This window comes from Streptococcus sp. HMSC072D05 (assembly GCF_001815805.1).
Classification (GTDB): domain Bacteria; phylum Bacillota; class Bacilli; order Lactobacillales; family Streptococcaceae; genus Streptococcus.
The window spans coordinates 498,926-516,100 of the sequence record NZ_KV822038.1 but is presented as its reverse complement, the minus strand read 5'-3'; the positions used below and the strand labels follow the sequence as shown (position 1 = coordinate 516,100).

The 17,175-nt window shown below is 39.6% G+C and carries 19 protein-coding genes; 18 read left to right on the top strand and 1 reads right to left on the bottom strand.

The genetic code is table 11. The features are described 5' to 3' along the window. The first annotated feature begins 29 nt into the window (after nt 1-29). Nucleotides 30-674: a phosphoserine phosphatase SerB gene (gene serB / locus HMPREF3057_RS08345; protein WP_070657646.1), complete on the top strand. Its 645-nt coding sequence runs from the start codon at nt 30-32 to the stop codon at nt 672-674. Between the two features lie 9 nt (nt 675-683). Beyond that, on the top strand, nt 684-1,799 hold the full coding sequence (locus HMPREF3057_RS08340; protein WP_070697215.1) for a glycerate kinase: 1,116 nt from the start codon (nt 684-686) through the stop codon (nt 1,797-1,799). On the opposite strand, the gene HMPREF3057_RS08335 is transcribed toward HMPREF3057_RS08340, so the two are convergent. Continuing rightward, nucleotides 1,796-2,242, bottom strand: a complete 447-nt coding sequence (locus tag HMPREF3057_RS08335; protein WP_070697213.1) for a DUF1694 domain-containing protein — start codon at nt 2,240-2,242, stop codon at nt 1,796-1,798. The two genes, HMPREF3057_RS08340 and HMPREF3057_RS08335, sit on opposite strands and share 4 nt — an antisense overlap. A gap of 162 nt (nt 2,243-2,404) precedes the next feature. Between HMPREF3057_RS08335 and eno the strand changes: the two genes are divergently transcribed. The 16 genes from eno to HMPREF3057_RS08255 all read left to right on the top strand — a co-directional run bounded on the left by eno (nt 2,405) and on the right by HMPREF3057_RS08255 (nt 16,826). Further along, on the top strand, nt 2,405-3,709 hold the full coding sequence (eno, locus tag HMPREF3057_RS08330; protein WP_000022821.1) for a surface-displayed alpha-enolase: 1,305 nt from the start codon (nt 2,405-2,407) through the stop codon (nt 3,707-3,709). A 264-nt stretch (nt 3,710-3,973) separates the two neighbouring features. Continuing rightward, the gene (locus tag HMPREF3057_RS08325) at nt 3,974-4,519 is read left to right on the top strand and encodes a hypothetical protein (RefSeq protein ID WP_070697210.1); all 546 of its coding nucleotides are present in this window, start codon (nt 3,974-3,976) and stop codon (nt 4,517-4,519) included. A 196-nt stretch (nt 4,520-4,715) separates the two neighbouring features. Next, nucleotides 4,716-5,210, top strand: coding sequence for a YkgJ family cysteine cluster protein (locus HMPREF3057_RS08320; protein WP_070697208.1), 495 nt, complete (start codon nt 4,716-4,718; stop codon nt 5,208-5,210). A gap of 199 nt (nt 5,211-5,409) precedes the next feature. Then, a complete protein-coding gene (locus HMPREF3057_RS08315; protein WP_070697205.1) occupies nt 5,410-6,246 on the top strand; it encodes an AraC family transcriptional regulator in 837 nt (278 codons plus the stop codon). 182 nt (nt 6,247-6,428) lie between these two features. Further along, entirely contained in the window at nt 6,429-7,343 is a 915-nt protein-coding gene (locus HMPREF3057_RS08310; RefSeq protein ID WP_070697202.1) for a cysteine peptidase family C39 domain-containing protein, read from the top strand. Between the two features lie 125 nt (nt 7,344-7,468). Then, on the top strand, nt 7,469-8,011 hold the full coding sequence (locus HMPREF3057_RS08305; protein WP_070697200.1) for a ClbS/DfsB family four-helix bundle protein: 543 nt from the start codon (nt 7,469-7,471) through the stop codon (nt 8,009-8,011). Between the two features lie 280 nt (nt 8,012-8,291). Beyond that, the gene (locus HMPREF3057_RS08300; protein ID WP_070697197.1) at nt 8,292-8,795 is read left to right on the top strand and encodes a hypothetical protein; all 504 of its coding nucleotides are present in this window, start codon (nt 8,292-8,294) and stop codon (nt 8,793-8,795) included. An 85-nt stretch (nt 8,796-8,880) separates the two neighbouring features. Next, complete coding sequence (locus HMPREF3057_RS08295; protein WP_070697194.1) at nt 8,881-9,297, top strand: immunity 70 family protein; 417 nt, start codon at nt 8,881-8,883, stop codon at nt 9,295-9,297. A gap of 70 nt (nt 9,298-9,367) precedes the next feature. After that, nucleotides 9,368-10,081, top strand: coding sequence for a pyrimidine 5'-nucleotidase PynA (locus tag HMPREF3057_RS08290; protein ID WP_070697192.1), 714 nt, complete (start codon nt 9,368-9,370; stop codon nt 10,079-10,081). A gap of 13 nt (nt 10,082-10,094) precedes the next feature. After that, the gene (locus tag HMPREF3057_RS08285) at nt 10,095-10,742 is read left to right on the top strand and encodes a hypothetical protein (RefSeq protein ID WP_070697189.1); all 648 of its coding nucleotides are present in this window, start codon (nt 10,095-10,097) and stop codon (nt 10,740-10,742) included. A 137-nt stretch (nt 10,743-10,879) separates the two neighbouring features. Beyond that, on the top strand, nt 10,880-11,533 hold the full coding sequence (locus HMPREF3057_RS08280; protein WP_070697187.1) for a uracil-DNA glycosylase: 654 nt from the start codon (nt 10,880-10,882) through the stop codon (nt 11,531-11,533). Between the two features lie 9 nt (nt 11,534-11,542). Beyond that, a complete protein-coding gene (locus HMPREF3057_RS08275) occupies nt 11,543-12,007 on the top strand; it encodes an NUDIX hydrolase (protein WP_050227747.1) in 465 nt (154 codons plus the stop codon). A gap of 12 nt (nt 12,008-12,019) precedes the next feature. Continuing rightward, the gene (locus tag HMPREF3057_RS08270; protein ID WP_000924516.1) at nt 12,020-13,288 is read left to right on the top strand and encodes a dihydroorotase; all 1,269 of its coding nucleotides are present in this window, start codon (nt 12,020-12,022) and stop codon (nt 13,286-13,288) included. A 41-nt stretch (nt 13,289-13,329) separates the two neighbouring features. Continuing rightward, nucleotides 13,330-14,670 (top strand): MATE family efflux transporter, encoded by a 1,341-nt coding sequence (locus tag HMPREF3057_RS08265; protein ID WP_070697185.1) that lies wholly within the window; start codon nt 13,330-13,332, stop codon nt 14,668-14,670. A gap of 178 nt (nt 14,671-14,848) precedes the next feature. Then, nucleotides 14,849-15,817: a thiamine pyrophosphate-dependent dehydrogenase E1 component subunit alpha gene (locus HMPREF3057_RS08260; protein WP_000105349.1), complete on the top strand. Its 969-nt coding sequence runs from the start codon at nt 14,849-14,851 to the stop codon at nt 15,815-15,817. Nucleotides 15,818-15,833: 16 nt separating this feature from the next. After that, nucleotides 15,834-16,826, top strand: coding sequence for an alpha-ketoacid dehydrogenase subunit beta (locus HMPREF3057_RS08255; protein ID WP_033681771.1), 993 nt, complete (start codon nt 15,834-15,836; stop codon nt 16,824-16,826). Nucleotides 16,827-17,175 lie beyond the last annotated feature (349 nt).

The following is a 17,175-nucleotide window of genomic DNA, read 5'->3' as shown; positions in this document are numbered from 1 at the left end:
ATTTTTGGGCTGTTTAGAAAGGAAAGCTTATGTCTCAAGTAAAAGGCTTGTGTGTCATGGACGTTGACGGCACCCTGATAGCAGAAGAGGTGATTGATCTTTTAGGAAAAGAAGCAGGTTGCGAAGAAGAAATATCGCAGATTACAAGCCAGGCAATGCGAGGCGAACTGGACTTTGAAACAAGCTTACGAGCGAGAGTGGCTTTGTTAGAAGGTCTTCCGATTTCAGTCTTTGATACTGTCTTCAAATCCATTCATCTGTCTAAGAATGCTCAAGAATTTATCTCCATACTTCAAAAGAAGGGCATCCTAGTCGGTCTAGTGTCTGGTGGATTTGCACCAATAGTTGAGAGATTAGCAGAATCCCTTGGTATCTCCTATTTCTCCGCTAACCAGTTGGAAGTCAAAGACGGATTTTTAACAGGTAAATTAGTTGGTGAAATTGTGACAGGTCAAGTAAAAAATGCTACTCTTGAGAAATGGAGAAAGGAATTAGGACTTCCCAAAGAAAGAACTTTTGCCATCGGTGATGGTGCCAATGACCTCTTGATGTTAAAGTCAGCAGGACGTGGTATTGCATTTTGTGCCAAAGAGGTCGTAAAAACAGAGATAGCTTCTCATATAGATACGAGGGATTTTTTGGAAGTTCTACCTTTGATTGATTTCTTAGAATGAGAGGGAACTATGAAAATTGTAATTGCACCCGATTCTTTTAAAGAAAGTTTGACGGCAGAAGAGGTCGCTCAAGCTATAATAATAGGTTTCGAACAGTCAATAGCGGATGTAGAATGTCTGCTTTGCCCTGTAGGTGATGGTGGGGAAGGAACCGTAGACGCTATCCGACATTCTCTTGACCTAGAAGAAAAATGGCAAGAGTTCACTGGACCTTTTGGCCAAAAAGAAGCCATGCGCTACTTTCAAAAAGGCCAAATAGCGCTCTTTGAAGTTGCTGACTTGGTTGGTTTAGGAAAGATTCCGCAGGAGAAACGAAACCCTCTCCATATCCAAACCAGAGGTATCGGAGAGTTAATTCGCCATCTCATTGATCAAGGGATGAAAGAAATCTATATCGGTGTAGGAGGTACGGCTAGTAATGACGGTGGTATAGGCATTGCTGCTGGTTTAGGTTATCGTTTTTATGATAAGAATGGAAAAGAATTGCCAGCTTGCGGTCAGACTTTGCTTGAGTTTGAGTCAGTTTCTGACAGTGAATTGTATAGGATTTCTGAAGATGTGAAAATCCGCATTTTAGCAGATGTCGTGAGCCCTCTATGTGGTCATCAAGGAGCGACCTATACATTTGGAAAACAAAAGGGCTTGGATCCTGCTTTGTTTGAGACAGTAGATTTGGCTATACAGCGGTTCTATGAAAAATTTTCACCAGCAACCCTCTCTCTCAATGGAGTAGGAGCTGGGGGTGGGATTGCGGCTGGGCTCTGTGCCTTTGCTGAGGCCACTATCGTATCTGGGATTGACACTTGCTTAGATTTGATTGACTTTGACAAGAAAGTTGCAGGGGCCGACTTGGTTATTGTTGGAGAAGGTCGACTGGACAGTCAAAGCTTTGTTGGAAAAGCTCCTATTGGTGTAGCAAAAAGAACCCCTAGCGGAGTTCCTGTTATTGCTATTTGTGGTAGTCTTGCTGACAATTTGCCTCCCCTACCATTCGAAAATATACAAGTAGCCTTTTCCATTTTAGAGAAAAGTGAACCTTTGGAAGACAGTTTGAAAAATGCAAGTCTCTATTTGGAGCACACAGCTACTAATATTGGTCGTTTGTTAAATTTGAGAAATCATTAACCAAACCATTTTTTCCAGATGGATTTTTTAGGTGGCTCTGCCTTTTTCTCTTCCCAGAGGCTTGAGAAAGCAAGTCTAAGGTCCTTTTCGTCTACTTGAACAGGTTCATTTGTATGAATGACAAGACCGAAAGGAGAGGTGATATGATCGTCTGAAACAATAGTCGCCTGACAGTTACTTTCTTTTGCTTGTTTTAAGTAAAAGACCTGTTTGTCAAACTCGATATTTGGTGAGATTTTCACAAAAAGTTCCTCTACCTTTTCTTGAAAACTTTCTAAAATAGGGAAAAATCCATGTTCTAATTCAGAACTATTGGCAGTACTGATATCCGCGTAGCCAAGAACTCTTTCCTCGAAAGTGCCGAGATAGCGGCGTTGTTCGTCAGGGTTTAATTTCGGGCCACCATGAGCTTTTTCTAGTAGTTGTTTTGATAAATCTGTCATAAAAACAGTATATCACAAAAATCGCAAGAAAACAGACAAAAGAAAGCGATTACTTTATAAAGTTAAGGAAAATTTGCACAAAGATAACGTTTTTTCTTGAAAAACGCTTATTTTTAAGGTATTATAGAGGTGTAAAAAATTTAACTCAAAGGAGAGTAAAAAATGTCAATTATTACTGATGTTTACGCTCGCGAAGTCCTAGACTCACGCGGTAACCCAACACTTGAAGTAGAAGTTTATACTGAATCAGGTGCTTTCGGACGTGGTATGGTTCCATCAGGAGCTTCTACTGGTGAACACGAAGCAGTTGAACTTCGCGACGGTGACAAATCTCGTTACGGTGGTCTTGGTACACAAAAAGCTGTTGACAACGTAAACAACATCATTGCTGAAGCAATCATCGGCTACGATGTACGTGACCAACAAGCTATCGACCGTGCTATGATCGCACTTGACGGTACTCCTAACAAAGGTAAATTGGGTGCAAACGCAATTCTTGGTGTGTCTATCGCTGTAGCTCGTGCTGCTGCTGACTACCTTGAAATCCCACTTTACAGCTACCTTGGTGGATTCAACACTAAAGTTCTTCCAACTCCAATGATGAACATCATCAACGGTGGTTCTCACTCTGACGCTCCAATCGCTTTCCAAGAATTCATGATCGTACCTGCTGGTGCACCATCATTCAAAGAAGCTCTTCGTTGGGGTGCTGAAATCTTCCACGCTCTTAAGAAAATCCTTAAATCTCGTGGTCTTGAAACAGCCGTAGGTGACGAAGGTGGATTCGCTCCTCGTTTTGAAGGAACTGAAGATGGTGTTGAAACTATCCTTGCTGCAATCGAAGCTGCTGGATATGTTCCTGGTAAAGACGTATTTATCGGATTTGACTGTGCTTCATCAGAATTCTACGATAAAGAACGTAAAGTTTACGACTACACTAAATTCGAAGGTGAAGGCGCTGCTGTACGTACTGCTGCAGAACAAATCGACTACCTTGAAGAATTGGTAAACAAATACCCAATCATCACTATCGAAGATGGTATGGACGAAAACGACTGGGACGGTTGGAAAGCTCTTACTGAACGTCTTGGTGGTAAAGTTCAATTGGTTGGTGACGACTTCTTCGTAACAAACACTTCTTACCTTGAAAAAGGTATTGCAGAAGGTGCTGCTAACTCAATCCTTATCAAAGTTAACCAAATCGGTACTCTTACTGAAACATTCGACGCTATCGAAATGGCGAAAGAAGCTGGTTACACTGCAGTTGTATCACACCGTTCAGGTGAAACTGAAGATTCAACAATCGCTGACATCGCCGTTGCAACTAACGCAGGACAAATCAAGACTGGTTCACTTTCACGTACAGACCGTATCGCTAAATACAACCAATTGCTTCGTATCGAAGACCAACTTGGTGAAGTAGCTGAATACCGTGGATTGAAATCATTCTACAACTTGAAAAAATAACCTCTTTATTCGATTAGAGGCTGTAAAGCTATAAAAAAGCACTTTGGGGCTCTTCCCCTTAGTGCTTTTTTGACTGGAGCTTGTCAACGTATATTTTTTGTTGTCAGTCGCCGGCCTATGACAAGCTGAATAAATGGTTTGAAATATACTCAGATTTGTATTTTAGTATTATTCCTTTACCGAATATGTGAGTATATCGTGAATTGGTAGATATCTAGTTAATTGTATGATAAAATATATAAAACTTCAAAAAAGGAGATAAACTTGAAGATTAAGCAAAAATGGGAACGTAGATCATTTGGAACGGATTTTATCGCTAAAGGTTTATTTTGGATAATTCTTTTTGTGGTTATTCTTTTTAGCTTTAACTATCTAATCTCTGGAAATTTTTATGCCTCTGAATTTTGGGATATGGTCGGAGGGGTGCTCGCTTTAACTGCTGCATTCATAGCATTAATTGTTTTTTCTAGACGAGCACTGATAGAGGGGTATTATATTGGTTCGTTAGATCTTGCAATGGCAATATTTTATGACGAAATTGAACATGATCCTGATTTTTCAAAACGTTATCATGAAATAAATGAAAAATATTCTGATAATGTTAGTGAACTAGTAAAAGCATTAGAGCCGTTACAAGAACATTATTGTTATCTTTGCTTTAAACAGTATATCGAAGAAATGAATTGGTTTGAAAAATTTGTGATTTGTCTATATAGTGCATTTACAGTTGGAAAATTTTCTATTAACTTGGAGTTATCTAGAGCTAGGAGAAGAAACTGGTTTGAAGATAGGATTAATGATTATTTTTAATAGACAACTTGAAAAAATAAAATAGTTCAGTGAACTATTTTATCCCGAACCTTGAAATTCAAAAGTTCGGCCGTTGATTTAACAACGTTTTTAGCCCCTCGGATTTTTTCCGAAGGGCTTTTTTTCTGTTCAGGGGGCAAAAAGGGGGCTGAGATTATGGTATAATAGACAAAAACACTTGTATTAGAAAGAAATTATGTCTAAAGAAATTGATATTGAGTACTATCACCAACTAGCCTTGCAAAAGCAAAAAGAGCACCGAAAAGTCTTAGCCAATCTAAAGAAAAAACCTCCTAAAAACTTAGATAAGATAGCCCAGCAAATTCACCAAGAAGTTTTTTCTGAGATTGATTGCACTGCCTGCGCTAACTGTTGCAAGACTTTGGGGCCCGACTTTAAAGAAGCAGATATTACCCGTATTGCCAAGTACTTTAAGATGAAATTACCGGCTTTTGAAGCGGAATTCCTTCAGGTGGATGAAGATGGTGATAAAGTTTTCAAATCCATGCCTTGCCCCTTTCTAGGAGGAGACAATCTCTGCTCCATCTATGACGTTCGTCCCAAGGCCTGTCGTGAATTCCCCCATACAGATCGTAGAAAGATCCACCAAATCAACCATTTGACGATTAAGAATACCTTGACCTGCCCTGCAGCCTATCTCTTTGTTGAGAAATTAAAAGATAAGTTATAGAATTTACACCTTTAAATCTTGTACAAAGATTCTAGGGTGTAAGTATCTTGTATTTGTTAGAATATAGATAGAATTGAACACGGCCTAAAAGCTATGCGAAAAAGAAAAAATTACCTAGAATCAGAAGAACCAGCGTTAATTTTCCTATTCACACTTTGTTTTTAACGGCCTTAGTATCTTTTATGAGGTGAAAAAGAATATGATGCATCAATTCAATCAAACCATGGATTATTTGGAGCAGCAACTGACTGGAGAAGTGGATATGAAAAGATTTCAGCAGCTATCGGGCTATTCTTACCCTCTCTTTAGCAGGCTATTTTCTATCCTGGCAGATATGACATTAGCAGAATACTCGCGCAATCGCAGGTTATCAGAAGCTGTGACAGACTTGCGTGAAGGCTCTGAGAAAGTCATCGATATAGCACTGAAATATGGCTACGACTCTGCGGATGCTTTCAGCGCAGCCTTCAAGAAATTCCATGGGGCAACACCCTCAGAAGTTCGAAATGGAAAACCTTATCGGGTTTTTCCTAGACTTCAATTATCCTTAAAGATTACAGGAGGAAAGAACATGGATATCAAGATTCAAAAGAAACCTGCATTTACAGTTGCAGGCGTCCTATTGGAAGCTATTGACAATAGCAAATGCCCATCTGCTTGGGAGAATCTCTATAATAATCACAGCTTGGAAAGCCTAGAGAGTCTAGGCAGTGGCCAATCCTATGGTGTCTGTTCGGATGTCAAAGAAGGTGAAATCATCAACTACATGGCTGCTTATGATGTGACGGATAAAGCGAAAGCAGAAGAACTTGGTCTGTCCATCAAAGATGTCCCAGCCGCTGAATATGCTATCGTCCCAGTCAAAGGCCCTATACCAGCTAGCATTCACAATGCTTGGAAATATGTCTTGGAGGTCTTTTTCCCTGAAACAGGCTATCGCCACTCAGGCTCACCAGACTTCGAAGTCTATACCGAAGGTGACATGTCATCACCTGACTATCAAATGGAACTCTGGATACCAGTGATTAAGTACTAGATCATTTTCTGACATTTTATAAAGATGTAAATCGAACTCTGTAGAAAGAATCTCTACAGAGTTTTTAATTGTTGACATTCATGTCTGTAAACAAACAGACCATATTTTTTGTTTGGATTTTATGGGGCATGCGAATAGTTTTCTCGGTATAATAGTCCCATAGAAGATAAGGAGGCAGGAATATGCAGATGTATTTTGGAGATGTATCACTTTGCTATAGCTATTCATTGGCAATGGCACTGGATAGCTATGGTTATGACTTTAAAGCAGAGTTTTTAGAGGCAATTATGGTGATGGGCAATGGCGCTAGTATTGTAAAGGAAGATGAACGACACCCTCTAATATTCTTTGACAATGGAATGCCAGATCTTTCAATCTCTCATTCTTTAAAAATACTTGGATTTGACTATGAGGATTTCTATCTAAAAGATAGAGCAGAAGTAGATTTGGAAGAGATTAAAAGAAAGTTAGAAACCTTTCTGTTCAATGGACCTGTCGTACTGGGACCTCTTGATATGGGCCATCTGACCTACAACCCCAATCACACAATCCTTTATGGTGTGGATCATTTTGTAACCGTGTATGGTATTGATGGGCAGTACCTTTATTTGCATGATCCAGCTGGTTTTGCCTGTATGAAGGTTGCTTTTAATGACATACTAGAAGCCTGGAAGGCAGAGGCTATTGACTATAAGCGTGGAGCCTACTCCATGTGGGGAAATTTTAAGAAGGTCAAGAGTCCTAGTCAGACTGAAATCTATCAAGAAACAGCAAGGATTATGAAGAAACGATATTTGAATGGCCAAAACGGTGTTTTGGAATGCTATGCAAAAGCAGTTGCTGAAAACGGCTTAAATACAGAACAAAAACTATTGCATCAGTATTTCAGCTTCAAACTTGCGGCTGTTCGAAATCTCTATCTCAGTAAGTTCTTAAAAGTTCATGATCCAGAAGGGGCAAGATTAAAAGAGGAATTGGCATCTCTATTTGGCCAAGCCCACCTTTCATGTTTAAAAGAAGATTACCAAGAACTAGCCCACTTGCTCTATCAAATAGCAGAAGTGGACGGTCTCTTTAAAGATTTATATGTAAAGTAGTGACTATAAGCATAAAAAATAGTTAGTAAAAGCAGTTTTTCGTAAAATGAAGAACTGCTTTTTGATTATGGTATAATGAAGTAAGAAAACACCTTAACCTACTAGAAAACGAAGGGAGAACTCCTATGCCTAGACCAAAAACAAAAGAGGAGCTAGTGTTAGCCTCTAAGGAAAACTATGAAAAACTTAATCTCCTAATTTTTCAGTTAAGTGAAGAGGAGCTACAGACTCCTTTTGATTTTTCAAAAGACCAAAAGAAAAAAGAAGCTCACTGGAAAAGGGATAAAAATCTACGGGATGTCCTGATCCATCTCTATGAATGGCATCAGTTACTTCTGACCTGGGTTTATTCTAATCAAAAGGGTCTTGAAAGATCTTTTCTCCCTGAGCCTTATAATTGGAAAACTTATGGAGAAATGAATGTCGCTTTTTGGAAGAAGCACCAGAGAACTTCCTTAGAAGAAGCGACCAAACTCCTCAATCAATCGCATAGAGAGGTTTTAAAGTTGATGGAAGGCTTCAGTAATGACCAACTCTTTACCAAAGGTATCTATAAGTGGACGGGAGGGACAAGTCTAGGTTCCTACTTTGTCAGTAGCACCTCCAGTCACTATGACTGGGCTCTAAAAAAACTCAAAGCTCATCAGAAGAATTGTAAGTGTCGCTAGTTAAAGTGGGTATGAGGTTTAGAAAAGGTTCTTCTAAGTTTCGAATAGCTTGGTGCTCGTAATTTTAGAGCTATTCTAGCTTTAGAATCCTTCTAAAATTAAAATTTAGGGTTATCATAAACTTAGAATAGCACTAAAACATTTATATCAATGCAATTCTAAGTTTAGAATCACACTGATATTAAAGGGATTGAGCTGTTCGATTTTTAGAATGCCTTTATTCTGTGAAATGTTGACTAGAAAATGCTTAGATTAACTTTTTTCTGATATAGGATGATAGATGGGTGAGATGATGAATATACAAAAAGAGAAAGTTAGAAAAGAGTTAGTGTCCCTCTGCTTGGGAGAGCTTGCAGCCGCTCTATCCTTTTGGTTGTGTTTTTTCCTTTTGAAAAATCGGCTTGGTGATTGGATGAGTCTAATTACCATTCTCTATCCTTTGTCTTTACTGACATTTATATTGCTTCAAGGCTCGACCTATTGGGCAATTTTGATTAGAAGACTGTCAAATCCCCAGTTCGGAAATGGAAATATTCCAAAAATATATGGTGTTCTCAGAATACTAGACCTTGTTTTACTTATTTCAGGCTTTCCTTTTATTGTCTGGAATGCACAGAGTGTCCTAGTGACTATCTTAGCCACGTTGATACAGCTTTTTGCCCTTATCGAATGGGTTAATTATTTCCTCCTACGCCTATCTTATAGTTTGAACCCTCTTGTTTTATGGAAACGAATTACCAAGGGAAAACTTGAAAAAAGCAGAATAGCCAAGGAGTTGGGGTAGGGGGAATGAATGTATGTTTTAGATACTATCAATATAAAACTTTAGTTGACGTTAAATAATATTAAAAATGAGTAGGAGAATATCTATGTCTGTAGGGTTAATGGTTGGTTATAATTGGTGGACTATAGGAGAAGGGAGTCTTTTTAATTCATTCTTTTCGACTATTTATGTTCGCTTAGAGAATAATGAGTGGGGAAGTAGATACCCAGTAATAATGAATAAGCTTTACTGGGGAGATGTTCCTTTTGAATCTGTTGAAAGAGGAATAGCTGAGTTGGTATCTATCCAAGAGGAGTTGAAAAAATTTCTCCCTCAGGATGTTATATGGGATTTTGAAGATTTGTCACTCACTCCTCCTTGGGGAAATAATATCGCAGAGCATATAACAAATTTATCGCATTATTTCATAACGAGTTCCGGAAAAGATTTATTCGAAGTTTTGCTGACTAGTTTTAGATTTGCATTTGAGCACGGTCAAAATGTGAGTGTAAAAAGTATTTGAAACTCAATAAATCAAAGGTTCATTTATGCTATAATGTTCTTAATGAATTTTCAGAAAGGAAAACTTCAAATTGCCCTACAAATTTTTACTCTTCGACCTTGACCATACCTTGCTTGATTTTGATGCTGCTGAGGATGTTGCTCTGACACAACTTCTAAAAGAAGAAGGAGTTGCGGATATTCAAGCCTACAAAGACTATTACGTTCCTATGAACAAGGCTCTCTGGAAGGACTTGGAGCAAAAGAAAATCAGTAAACAAGAACTGATTGACACGCGCTTTTCTCGTTTATTTGCTCATTTTGGACTGGAGAAAGACGGGACTTTACTTGCTCAGCGTTACCAGTTTTATCTCGCTCAGCAGGGACAAACTCTTTCAGGTGCTCATGAACTCTTAGACAGTCTCGTTGAGCGTGATTATGACCTGTACGCTGCGACAAATGGAATCACTGCCATTCAGACGGGACGTTTGGCTCAATCTGGTCTGGCTCCCTATTTCAACCAAGTCTTTATCTCCGAGCAATTACAAACACAAAAGCCTGACGCACTATTCTATGAAAAAATCGGTCAACAGATTGCTGGATTTGATAAAGAAAAGGCACTGATGATTGGAGATTCTCTAACCGCCGACATTCAAGGTGGCAATAATGCTGGTATTGATACTATCTGGTACAATCCCCATCATCTGGAAAATAAGACGCAAGCCCAGCCGACTTATGAAGTTCATTCTTACCAAGAATTGCTGGATTGTTTAGATACAAATACTCTTAAAAAGATAACATTTTAAAGGAGACGCTCTAATGACTAAAAAAAATGCCAATATTACTATCGAAGAGTACATTAAAATTTCTGAAGTTGATTTTAATGAAGCTGTGAATTATGAATTTATATCTGACAATTGTCGATTAGCAAATAGTATTTATCAATCTCTTTTTAAGTTTTATGATAAGAAAAATTTCTCTGGCGATTTAATTTTTACTTGGAAATCTCCATCATTAGTCAAAGAAGGGGATTATATTGGGAGAAGGGATTCACAAGTAGATAATCTTAGAGTAATTGGCAATATATTTCCGAATTATATTACTGATCGAAAATATAGCCTCAATATGAATCGTAATAGCTGTATGGGAGATTTTCCTCATGACTTTTTTGATATATACCTAGATCATGTAGCGAAGTATGCTTACGAACAAAAAGTTAATAATATTAAAGAGTATTATCCTTTAAAAAGAGCGATTTTACACCAAGAGAATGTATTGTATTTTCAAAAGTTTTCTAATTTTGACGATTTTTTAGAAAAAAATTATTTAAAGACTATATGGAAAGTTTCTAAAGAAACTCCTTTTTCTGAAATGGATTTTAATAAGTTTAAAAAAATTTCAGAAAAGATAATCTTCGAAAGAGGAAGTAAAATGCTTAATGATTTAAAAAGTAATTATAAAAAATAGCCATTCTTTATAAACCGTATTCACGTATTCAAATCGTATATATAGTCGATTTATTAAATCTATAGATAAACTGTAAAAAGTGGTTTAGATAGCCACTTTTTGCTATAATAGAGGCAGTAAAAACGAAGGAGTTGGCGATGCAACACTCATCTTGGCATGCTTTGATTAAGGAGCGATTACCTGAGGGTTATTTTGGGAAAATCAATCAATTTATGGAACAGGTCTATGCTCAGGGAACTGTTTATCCACCTAAGGAAAAAGTTTTTCAGGCTCTCTTGACTACACCACTTGAAGAAGTGAAGGTGGTGATTCTAGGGCAAGACCCCTATCACGGGCCAGGTCAGGCGCAGGGCTTGAGTTTTTCTGTTCCTGACTCTATCCCAGCTCCGCCATCCTTGCAAAATATCTTGAAAGAATTGTCAGATGACATCGGCGTTAAGAAATCCCATGATTTGACGGCTTGGGCTGAGCAAGGAGTCTTGCTTCTCAATGCTTGCTTGACCGTTCCTGCTGGCCAGGCCAATGGTCATGCTGGACAGATATGGGAGCCTTTTACAGATGCTGTGATTCGGGTTGTCAATAATCTAGACAGACCTGTAGTCTTTGTACTCTGGGGCGCTTATGCACGCAAGAAGAAGGCCTTGGTTACCAATCCTCGTCACTTGATTATCGAATCAGCTCATCCCAGTCCTTTATCGGTTTATAGAGGATTTTGGGGTTCCAAGCCTTTTTCCAAGGCCAATGCATTCTTAAAAGAGACAGGACAAGAGCCAATCGATTGGCTTAGATAAGGAGAGAATATGCCTCAGTTAGCGACGATTTGCTACATTGATAACGGAAAAGAACTGCTCATGCTCCATCGCAATAAGAAGCCCAACGATGTCCATGAAGGCAAATGGATTGGTGTGGGTGGAAAGCTAGAGCGAGGTGAGACTCCACAGGAATGTGCAGCGCGTGAAATCCTCGAAGAAACAGGGCTCAAAGCCAAGCCGGTTCTAAAAGGTGTTATCACTTTTCCAGAATTCACACCAGATTTAGACTGGTACACCTATGTTTTTAAGGTGACGGAGTTTGAGGGTAACTTGATTGACTGCAATGAGGGGACGCTGGAATGGGTTCCCTATGATGAAGTTTTGAGCAAGCCAACTTGGGAGGGTGATCACACTTTTGTTGAGTGGCTTTTAGAAGATAAACCCTTCTTTTCAGCCAAGTTTGTTTATGATGGGGATAAATTATTGGATACCCAAGTTGATTTCTATGAATAAAGGAGAAAGCAGATGCTACTAATCAAAAATGGTCGTGTAATGGATCCCAAGTCTGGTTTGGATCAAGTGTGTGATGTTTTGGTTCAAGATGGGAAAATTGTCAAAATTGCCCCTGAAATCAAGGAAGAAGGAGCAGAGCTAATTGATGCTACTGGTCTTGTAGTTGCGCCTGGACTAGTGGATATTCATGTTCATTTCCGTGAACCTGGTCAGACCCACAAGGAGGATATCCATACTGGGGCACTAGCGGCTGCTGCAGGTGGTTTTACAACGGTTGTCATGATGGCTAATACTAGTCCAACCATTTCGGACGTAGAAACTTTGCAAGAAGTTCTTCAGTCAGCTGCCAAGGAAAAAATCAATGTCAAGACAGTTGCGACTATTACCAAGAACTTTAATGGCCAAGACTTGACAGACTTTAAGGCGCTTTTAGAAGCAGGTGCGGTTGGTTTTTCTGATGATGGTATTCCGCTTGAGAGCAGTAAAGTGGTCAAGGAAGCCATGGAAGAAGCTAAAAAACTTAATACTTTTATTAGTCTTCATGAGGAAGATCCAGGTTTGAACGGGATTCTTGGATTTAACGAAAACATCGCTAAGGAACATTTCCATATCTGTGGAGCGACTGGGGTGGCTGAGTACGCTATGATTGCGCGTGATGTTATGATTGCCTATGCAACCAAGGCCCATGTTCACATTCAGCATTTGTCTAAGGAAGAAAGTGTTAAGGTGGTGGAGTTTGCTCAAGGACTAGGTGCGCAAGTCACAGCAGAAGTAGCGCCACAGCATTTCTCTAAGACAGAAGCTCTTCTTTTAACTCAAGGAAGCAATGCTAAAATGAATCCTCCTCTTCGTTTGGAGTCAGATCGTCGTGCCGTGATTGAAGGTCTTAAGTCAGGAATCATATCCGTAATCGCGACAGACCACGCGCCTCACCATGCAGACGAGAAGAATGTAGAAGATATCACCAAAGCGCCATCTGGTATGACAGGTTTGGAAACCTCTCTTTCTCTTGGTTTGACTTATTTGGTGGAAGCTGGTGAGTTGAGCTTGATGGAATTGCTTGAAAAAATGACTGTCAATCCAGCCAAGCTTTACAACTTTGAAGCTGGTTACTTGGCTGAGAATGGTCCAGCGGATATCACTATCTTTGATGCTAAGGCTGACCGCCTTGTGGATTCAAACTTTGCTTCAAAATCAGCTAATTCTCCATTTATTGGTGAAACTTTAAAAGGGCAGGTTAAATATACCATTTGTAAGGGACAAATCGTCTATCAAAACTAGATGGGATTCTGCTCTGAAAATGATAAGAATAGAGAGCGTATATGTATCCAACCCATCAATTTAAAGATAAGTTTGTCTTATTTCTTAAGATATTTTTTCCTATCCTGATTTATCAGTTTGCCAATTATTCTGCCTCATTTGTTGATACAACCATGACTGGGCAGTACAATACCATGGACTTGGCAGGAGTATCAACTGCAACGAGTCTATGGAATCCTTTCTTTACTTTTTTAACAGGGATTGTTTCGGCCATGGTTCCCATCATAGGCCATCATCTGGGACGGGGCAAAAAGGAAGAAGTGGCATCTGACTTTTATCAATTCATCTACTTAGCTTTCGGACTGTCTTTGGTCTTGCTTGGCATGGTAGTATTCTTAGCACCGCCTGTCTTAAATCATATCGGGCTAGAAGCTCAAGTAGCGGCAGTTGCAGTTTCTTATCTTTGGTACCTTTCTATCGGGATTATTCCCTTGTTGCTTTTTAGTGTCATTCGGTCTTTGTTAGATTCTCTTGGTTTGACCAAACTATCTATGTATCTCATGCTCCTATTACTTCCGCTCAATAGTGGTTTTAACTATCTCTTGATATATGGAGCTTTCGGTTTCCCTGAGCTTGGTGGCGCAGGAGCAGGGCTAGGAACTTCGCTAGCCTATTGGGTTTTATTGGGCATTTCCCTGCTTGTTTTGTTCAAACAAGAAAGGTTAAAAGCGTTACATCTTGAAAAACGCATTCCACTAAATATAGATAAAATCAAGGAAGGTGTTCGATTAGGTCTACCAATCGGGGGAACCGTATTTGCTGAAGTAGCCATTTTCTCCGTGGTTGGACTAATCATGGCTAAGTTTTCATCGCTCATCATTGCCAGTCACCAGTCAGCTATGAATTTTTCCAGCCTCATGTATGCTTTTCCTATGAGTATTTCCTCTGCTATGGCGATTGTTGTGTCTTACGAGGTGGGGGCCAAACGTTTTGAGGATGCAAAAATCTATGCTCGTTTGGGGAGAGTAACCGCCCTTATTTTTGCAGGTCTTACCCTGTCTTTTCTCTACATTTTTAGAGATCGTGTTGCAAATCTATATGGAAATGACCCTCAGTTCATTGAAACAACTGCTGTATTTCTAACCTACAGTCTCTTTTTCCAGCTAGCTGATACCTTTGCGGCTCCGCTCCAAGGAATTTTAAGAGGGTATAAGGACACTATCGTTCCTTTCTATCTTGGCTTAATCGGATATTGGGGAGTAGCGATACCACTAGGATATCTACTAGATCAAGTAACTGACTTAGGGGCATTTGCCTACTGGATTGGGTTAATTGCCAGCTTGATTGTTTCTGGTTGTTTGTATCAATGGCGTCTGAAAACCGTAATGAAAAGATTGAGCTAATTTTTGGAAAATATCCTGAAAAAGCACTTTGTGAAAAAATACTCTAACTAGAGAGAATACCTGTTTTAACAGGGGTTTATTTTTTTATATTGTGAATTTTTATTAGCCATATACTTTGACAGTGTATACTAAAAAAGGTAAAATAGTAAGGTAAGTACAAAGTTAGAAAGGCAAGATTATGTCAACTTTAGATAAAAATCTTTTGCTAGAGATGTTCCGTAAGATGGAAGAAATCCGTCGCATGGACTTAAAAATCGCTCAGTTAGTGAAAAAGGGAAAAGTTCCCGGTATGACTCACTTTTCTGTCGGAGAGGAAGCTGCTAACGTCGGAGCGATGCTGGCTCTTAATCCAGATGATCTGATTACCTCAAATCACCGTGGACACGGGCAAGCTATTGCTAAGGGGATTGACCTCAACGGAATGATGGCTGAAATCCTTGGAAAATACACTGGAACCTGTAAAGGAAAAGGTGGTTCTATGCACATCGCCGACCTGGATGCTGGTAACCTCGGTGCCAATGGTATCGTAGGTGGTGGTATGGGAATCGCTGTCGGTGCAGCCCTCAGTCAGCAAATGCAACATACTGGTAAAATCGTTGTCTGCTTCTTTGGAGATGGCGCGACCAACGAGGGTGTTTTCCACGAAGCAGTGAACATGGCTTCTATTTGGAAACTTCCTGTTATTTTCTACTGCATTAACAACGGTTATGGAATCTCTGCGGATATCAAGAAAATGACCAATGTGGAGCATATTCATCAACGTAGTGCTGCTTATGGAATCCCTGGAATGTTTATCGAAGATGGAAACAATGTCATCGATGTTTATGAAGGATTTAAGAAAGCAGTAGATCATGTTCGTGGTGGCAATGGCCCAGTCTTGATCGAAAGTGTAACCTATCGCTGGCTTGGCCACTCATCATCTGACCCTGGTAAATATCGTACGCGTGAAGAAGTGGAATTGTGGAAACAAAAAGACCCAATCGAAAACCTTCGCAAATACCTCATTGAAAACAATATTGCAAGTGCAGAAGAATTGGAAGAAATTCAAGCACAAGTCAAGGAAGCAGTAGAAGCTTCTGTTAAATTTGCAGAAGAAAGCCCATTCCCACCACTAGAATCAGCATTTGAAGATATTTACGCAGACTAAGGAGAAAGAGATAAAAATGGAAACAAAAACAATGTCGTTCCGTGACACCATTATCCTTGCTATGTCTGAGGAAATGCGTCGCGATGAAAATGTATTCTTGATGGGAGAAGACGTCGGTGTCTTCGGAGGAGACTTCGGAACTTCTGTTGGAATGCTCGAAGAATTTGGTCCAGAACGTATCCGTGACTGTCCGATTTCTGAAGCTGCCATCTCTGGAGCAGCAGCAGGAGCAGCCATGACAGGACTTCGTCCAATCGTTGATATGACCTTTATGGATTTCTCTGTTATTGCCATGGACAATATCGTCAACCAAGCTGCTAAAACACGCTATATGTTCGGTGGTAAAGGTCAGGTTCCAATGACAGTTCGATGCGCAGCTGGTAACGGAGTTGGTTCTGCCGCTCAGCATTCGCAATCACTAGAGTCTTGGTTCACTCACATTCCAGGACTTAAGGTTGTAGCTCCAGGTACACCTGCTGACATGAAAGGACTGCTCAAGTCTTCTATCCGTGATAACAACCCTGTTATCATACTTGAGTACAAGTCAGAATTTAACCAAAAAGGGGAAGTGCCAGTTGATCCAGACTACACAATTCCACTTGGGGTAGGGGAAATCAAACGTGAAGGTACAGATGTAACAGTTGTTACTTATGGAAAAATGCTTCGCCGTGTGGTTCAAGCTGCCGAAGAATTGGCAGAAGAAGGAATTTCAGTTGAAATTGTGGACCCACGTACCCTTGTACCGCTTGATAAGGATATCATCATTAACTCAGTGAAGAAGACTGGTAAGGTGGTGCTTGTCAACGATGCACACAAAACAAGTGGCTATATCGGAGAGATTTCAGCTATTATTTCAGAATCAGAAGCATTTGATTATCTAGACGCACCAATCCGCCGTTGCGCCGGAGAAGATGTGCCAATGCCTTACGCACAAAATCTAGAAAATGCAATGATTCCAACAGTTGAAAGCATCAAAGATGCAATCCGTAAGACTTATAACAAAGAATAGAATTGCATAAATTAAATTATGTAAAATCTTTGAATTTTTAACTTTAGTAACTTGAGATACGTGTTGTATTCAAGTGATTTAAAGAGTTGCGACATGAGTGAGTCGAATCGATAATATTCGACGAATGAATTAGTAAGTCTACTAGGTTGACCGCCTAATAGCGGCAACCGTAATAACTTGAGACGCGTTTCGTATCCAAGTTACTTGTAGAGTTGAACACGGGCTAAAAGCTCGGAAAAAAGATAAATCTCCTTGGCTTCATCGAAGCCAGCATTGATTTCCTATTTTTCAGTCGCTTTTGACGCCCTTTATATCATGTAATTGAATTCGGACGGAGGTCTGCGAAAAA

Coding starts and splice junctions, on each gene's coding strand:
- HMPREF3057_RS08260 (WP_000105349.1), top strand. CDS start 14,849: ATGTCAACTTTAGATAAAAATCTTTTGCTAGAGATGTTCCGTAAGATG.
- HMPREF3057_RS08300 (WP_070697197.1), top strand. CDS start 8,292: ATGGGTGAGATGATGAATATACAAAAAGAGAAAGTTAGAAAAGAGTTA.
- HMPREF3057_RS08310 (WP_070697202.1), top strand. CDS start 6,429: ATGCAGATGTATTTTGGAGATGTATCACTTTGCTATAGCTATTCATTG.
- eno (WP_000022821.1), top strand. CDS start 2,405: ATGTCAATTATTACTGATGTTTACGCTCGCGAAGTCCTAGACTCACGC.
- HMPREF3057_RS08255 (WP_033681771.1), top strand. CDS start 15,834: ATGGAAACAAAAACAATGTCGTTCCGTGACACCATTATCCTTGCTATG.
- HMPREF3057_RS08335 (WP_070697213.1), bottom strand. CDS start 2,242: ATGACAGATTTATCAAAACAACTACTAGAAAAAGCTCATGGTGGCCCG.
- HMPREF3057_RS08265 (WP_070697185.1), top strand. CDS start 13,330: ATGTATCCAACCCATCAATTTAAAGATAAGTTTGTCTTATTTCTTAAG.
- HMPREF3057_RS08285 (WP_070697189.1), top strand. CDS start 10,095: ATGACTAAAAAAAATGCCAATATTACTATCGAAGAGTACATTAAAATT.
- HMPREF3057_RS08340 (WP_070697215.1), top strand. CDS start 684: ATGAAAATTGTAATTGCACCCGATTCTTTTAAAGAAAGTTTGACGGCA.
- HMPREF3057_RS08305 (WP_070697200.1), top strand. CDS start 7,469: ATGCCTAGACCAAAAACAAAAGAGGAGCTAGTGTTAGCCTCTAAGGAA.
- HMPREF3057_RS08295 (WP_070697194.1), top strand. CDS start 8,881: ATGTCTGTAGGGTTAATGGTTGGTTATAATTGGTGGACTATAGGAGAA.
- HMPREF3057_RS08270 (WP_000924516.1), top strand. CDS start 12,020: ATGCTACTAATCAAAAATGGTCGTGTAATGGATCCCAAGTCTGGTTTG.
- HMPREF3057_RS08275 (WP_050227747.1), top strand. CDS start 11,543: ATGCCTCAGTTAGCGACGATTTGCTACATTGATAACGGAAAAGAACTG.
- HMPREF3057_RS08315 (WP_070697205.1), top strand. CDS start 5,410: ATGATGCATCAATTCAATCAAACCATGGATTATTTGGAGCAGCAACTG.
- HMPREF3057_RS08280 (WP_070697187.1), top strand. CDS start 10,880: ATGCAACACTCATCTTGGCATGCTTTGATTAAGGAGCGATTACCTGAG.
- serB (WP_070657646.1), top strand. CDS start 30: ATGTCTCAAGTAAAAGGCTTGTGTGTCATGGACGTTGACGGCACCCTG.
- HMPREF3057_RS08320 (WP_070697208.1), top strand. CDS start 4,716: ATGTCTAAAGAAATTGATATTGAGTACTATCACCAACTAGCCTTGCAA.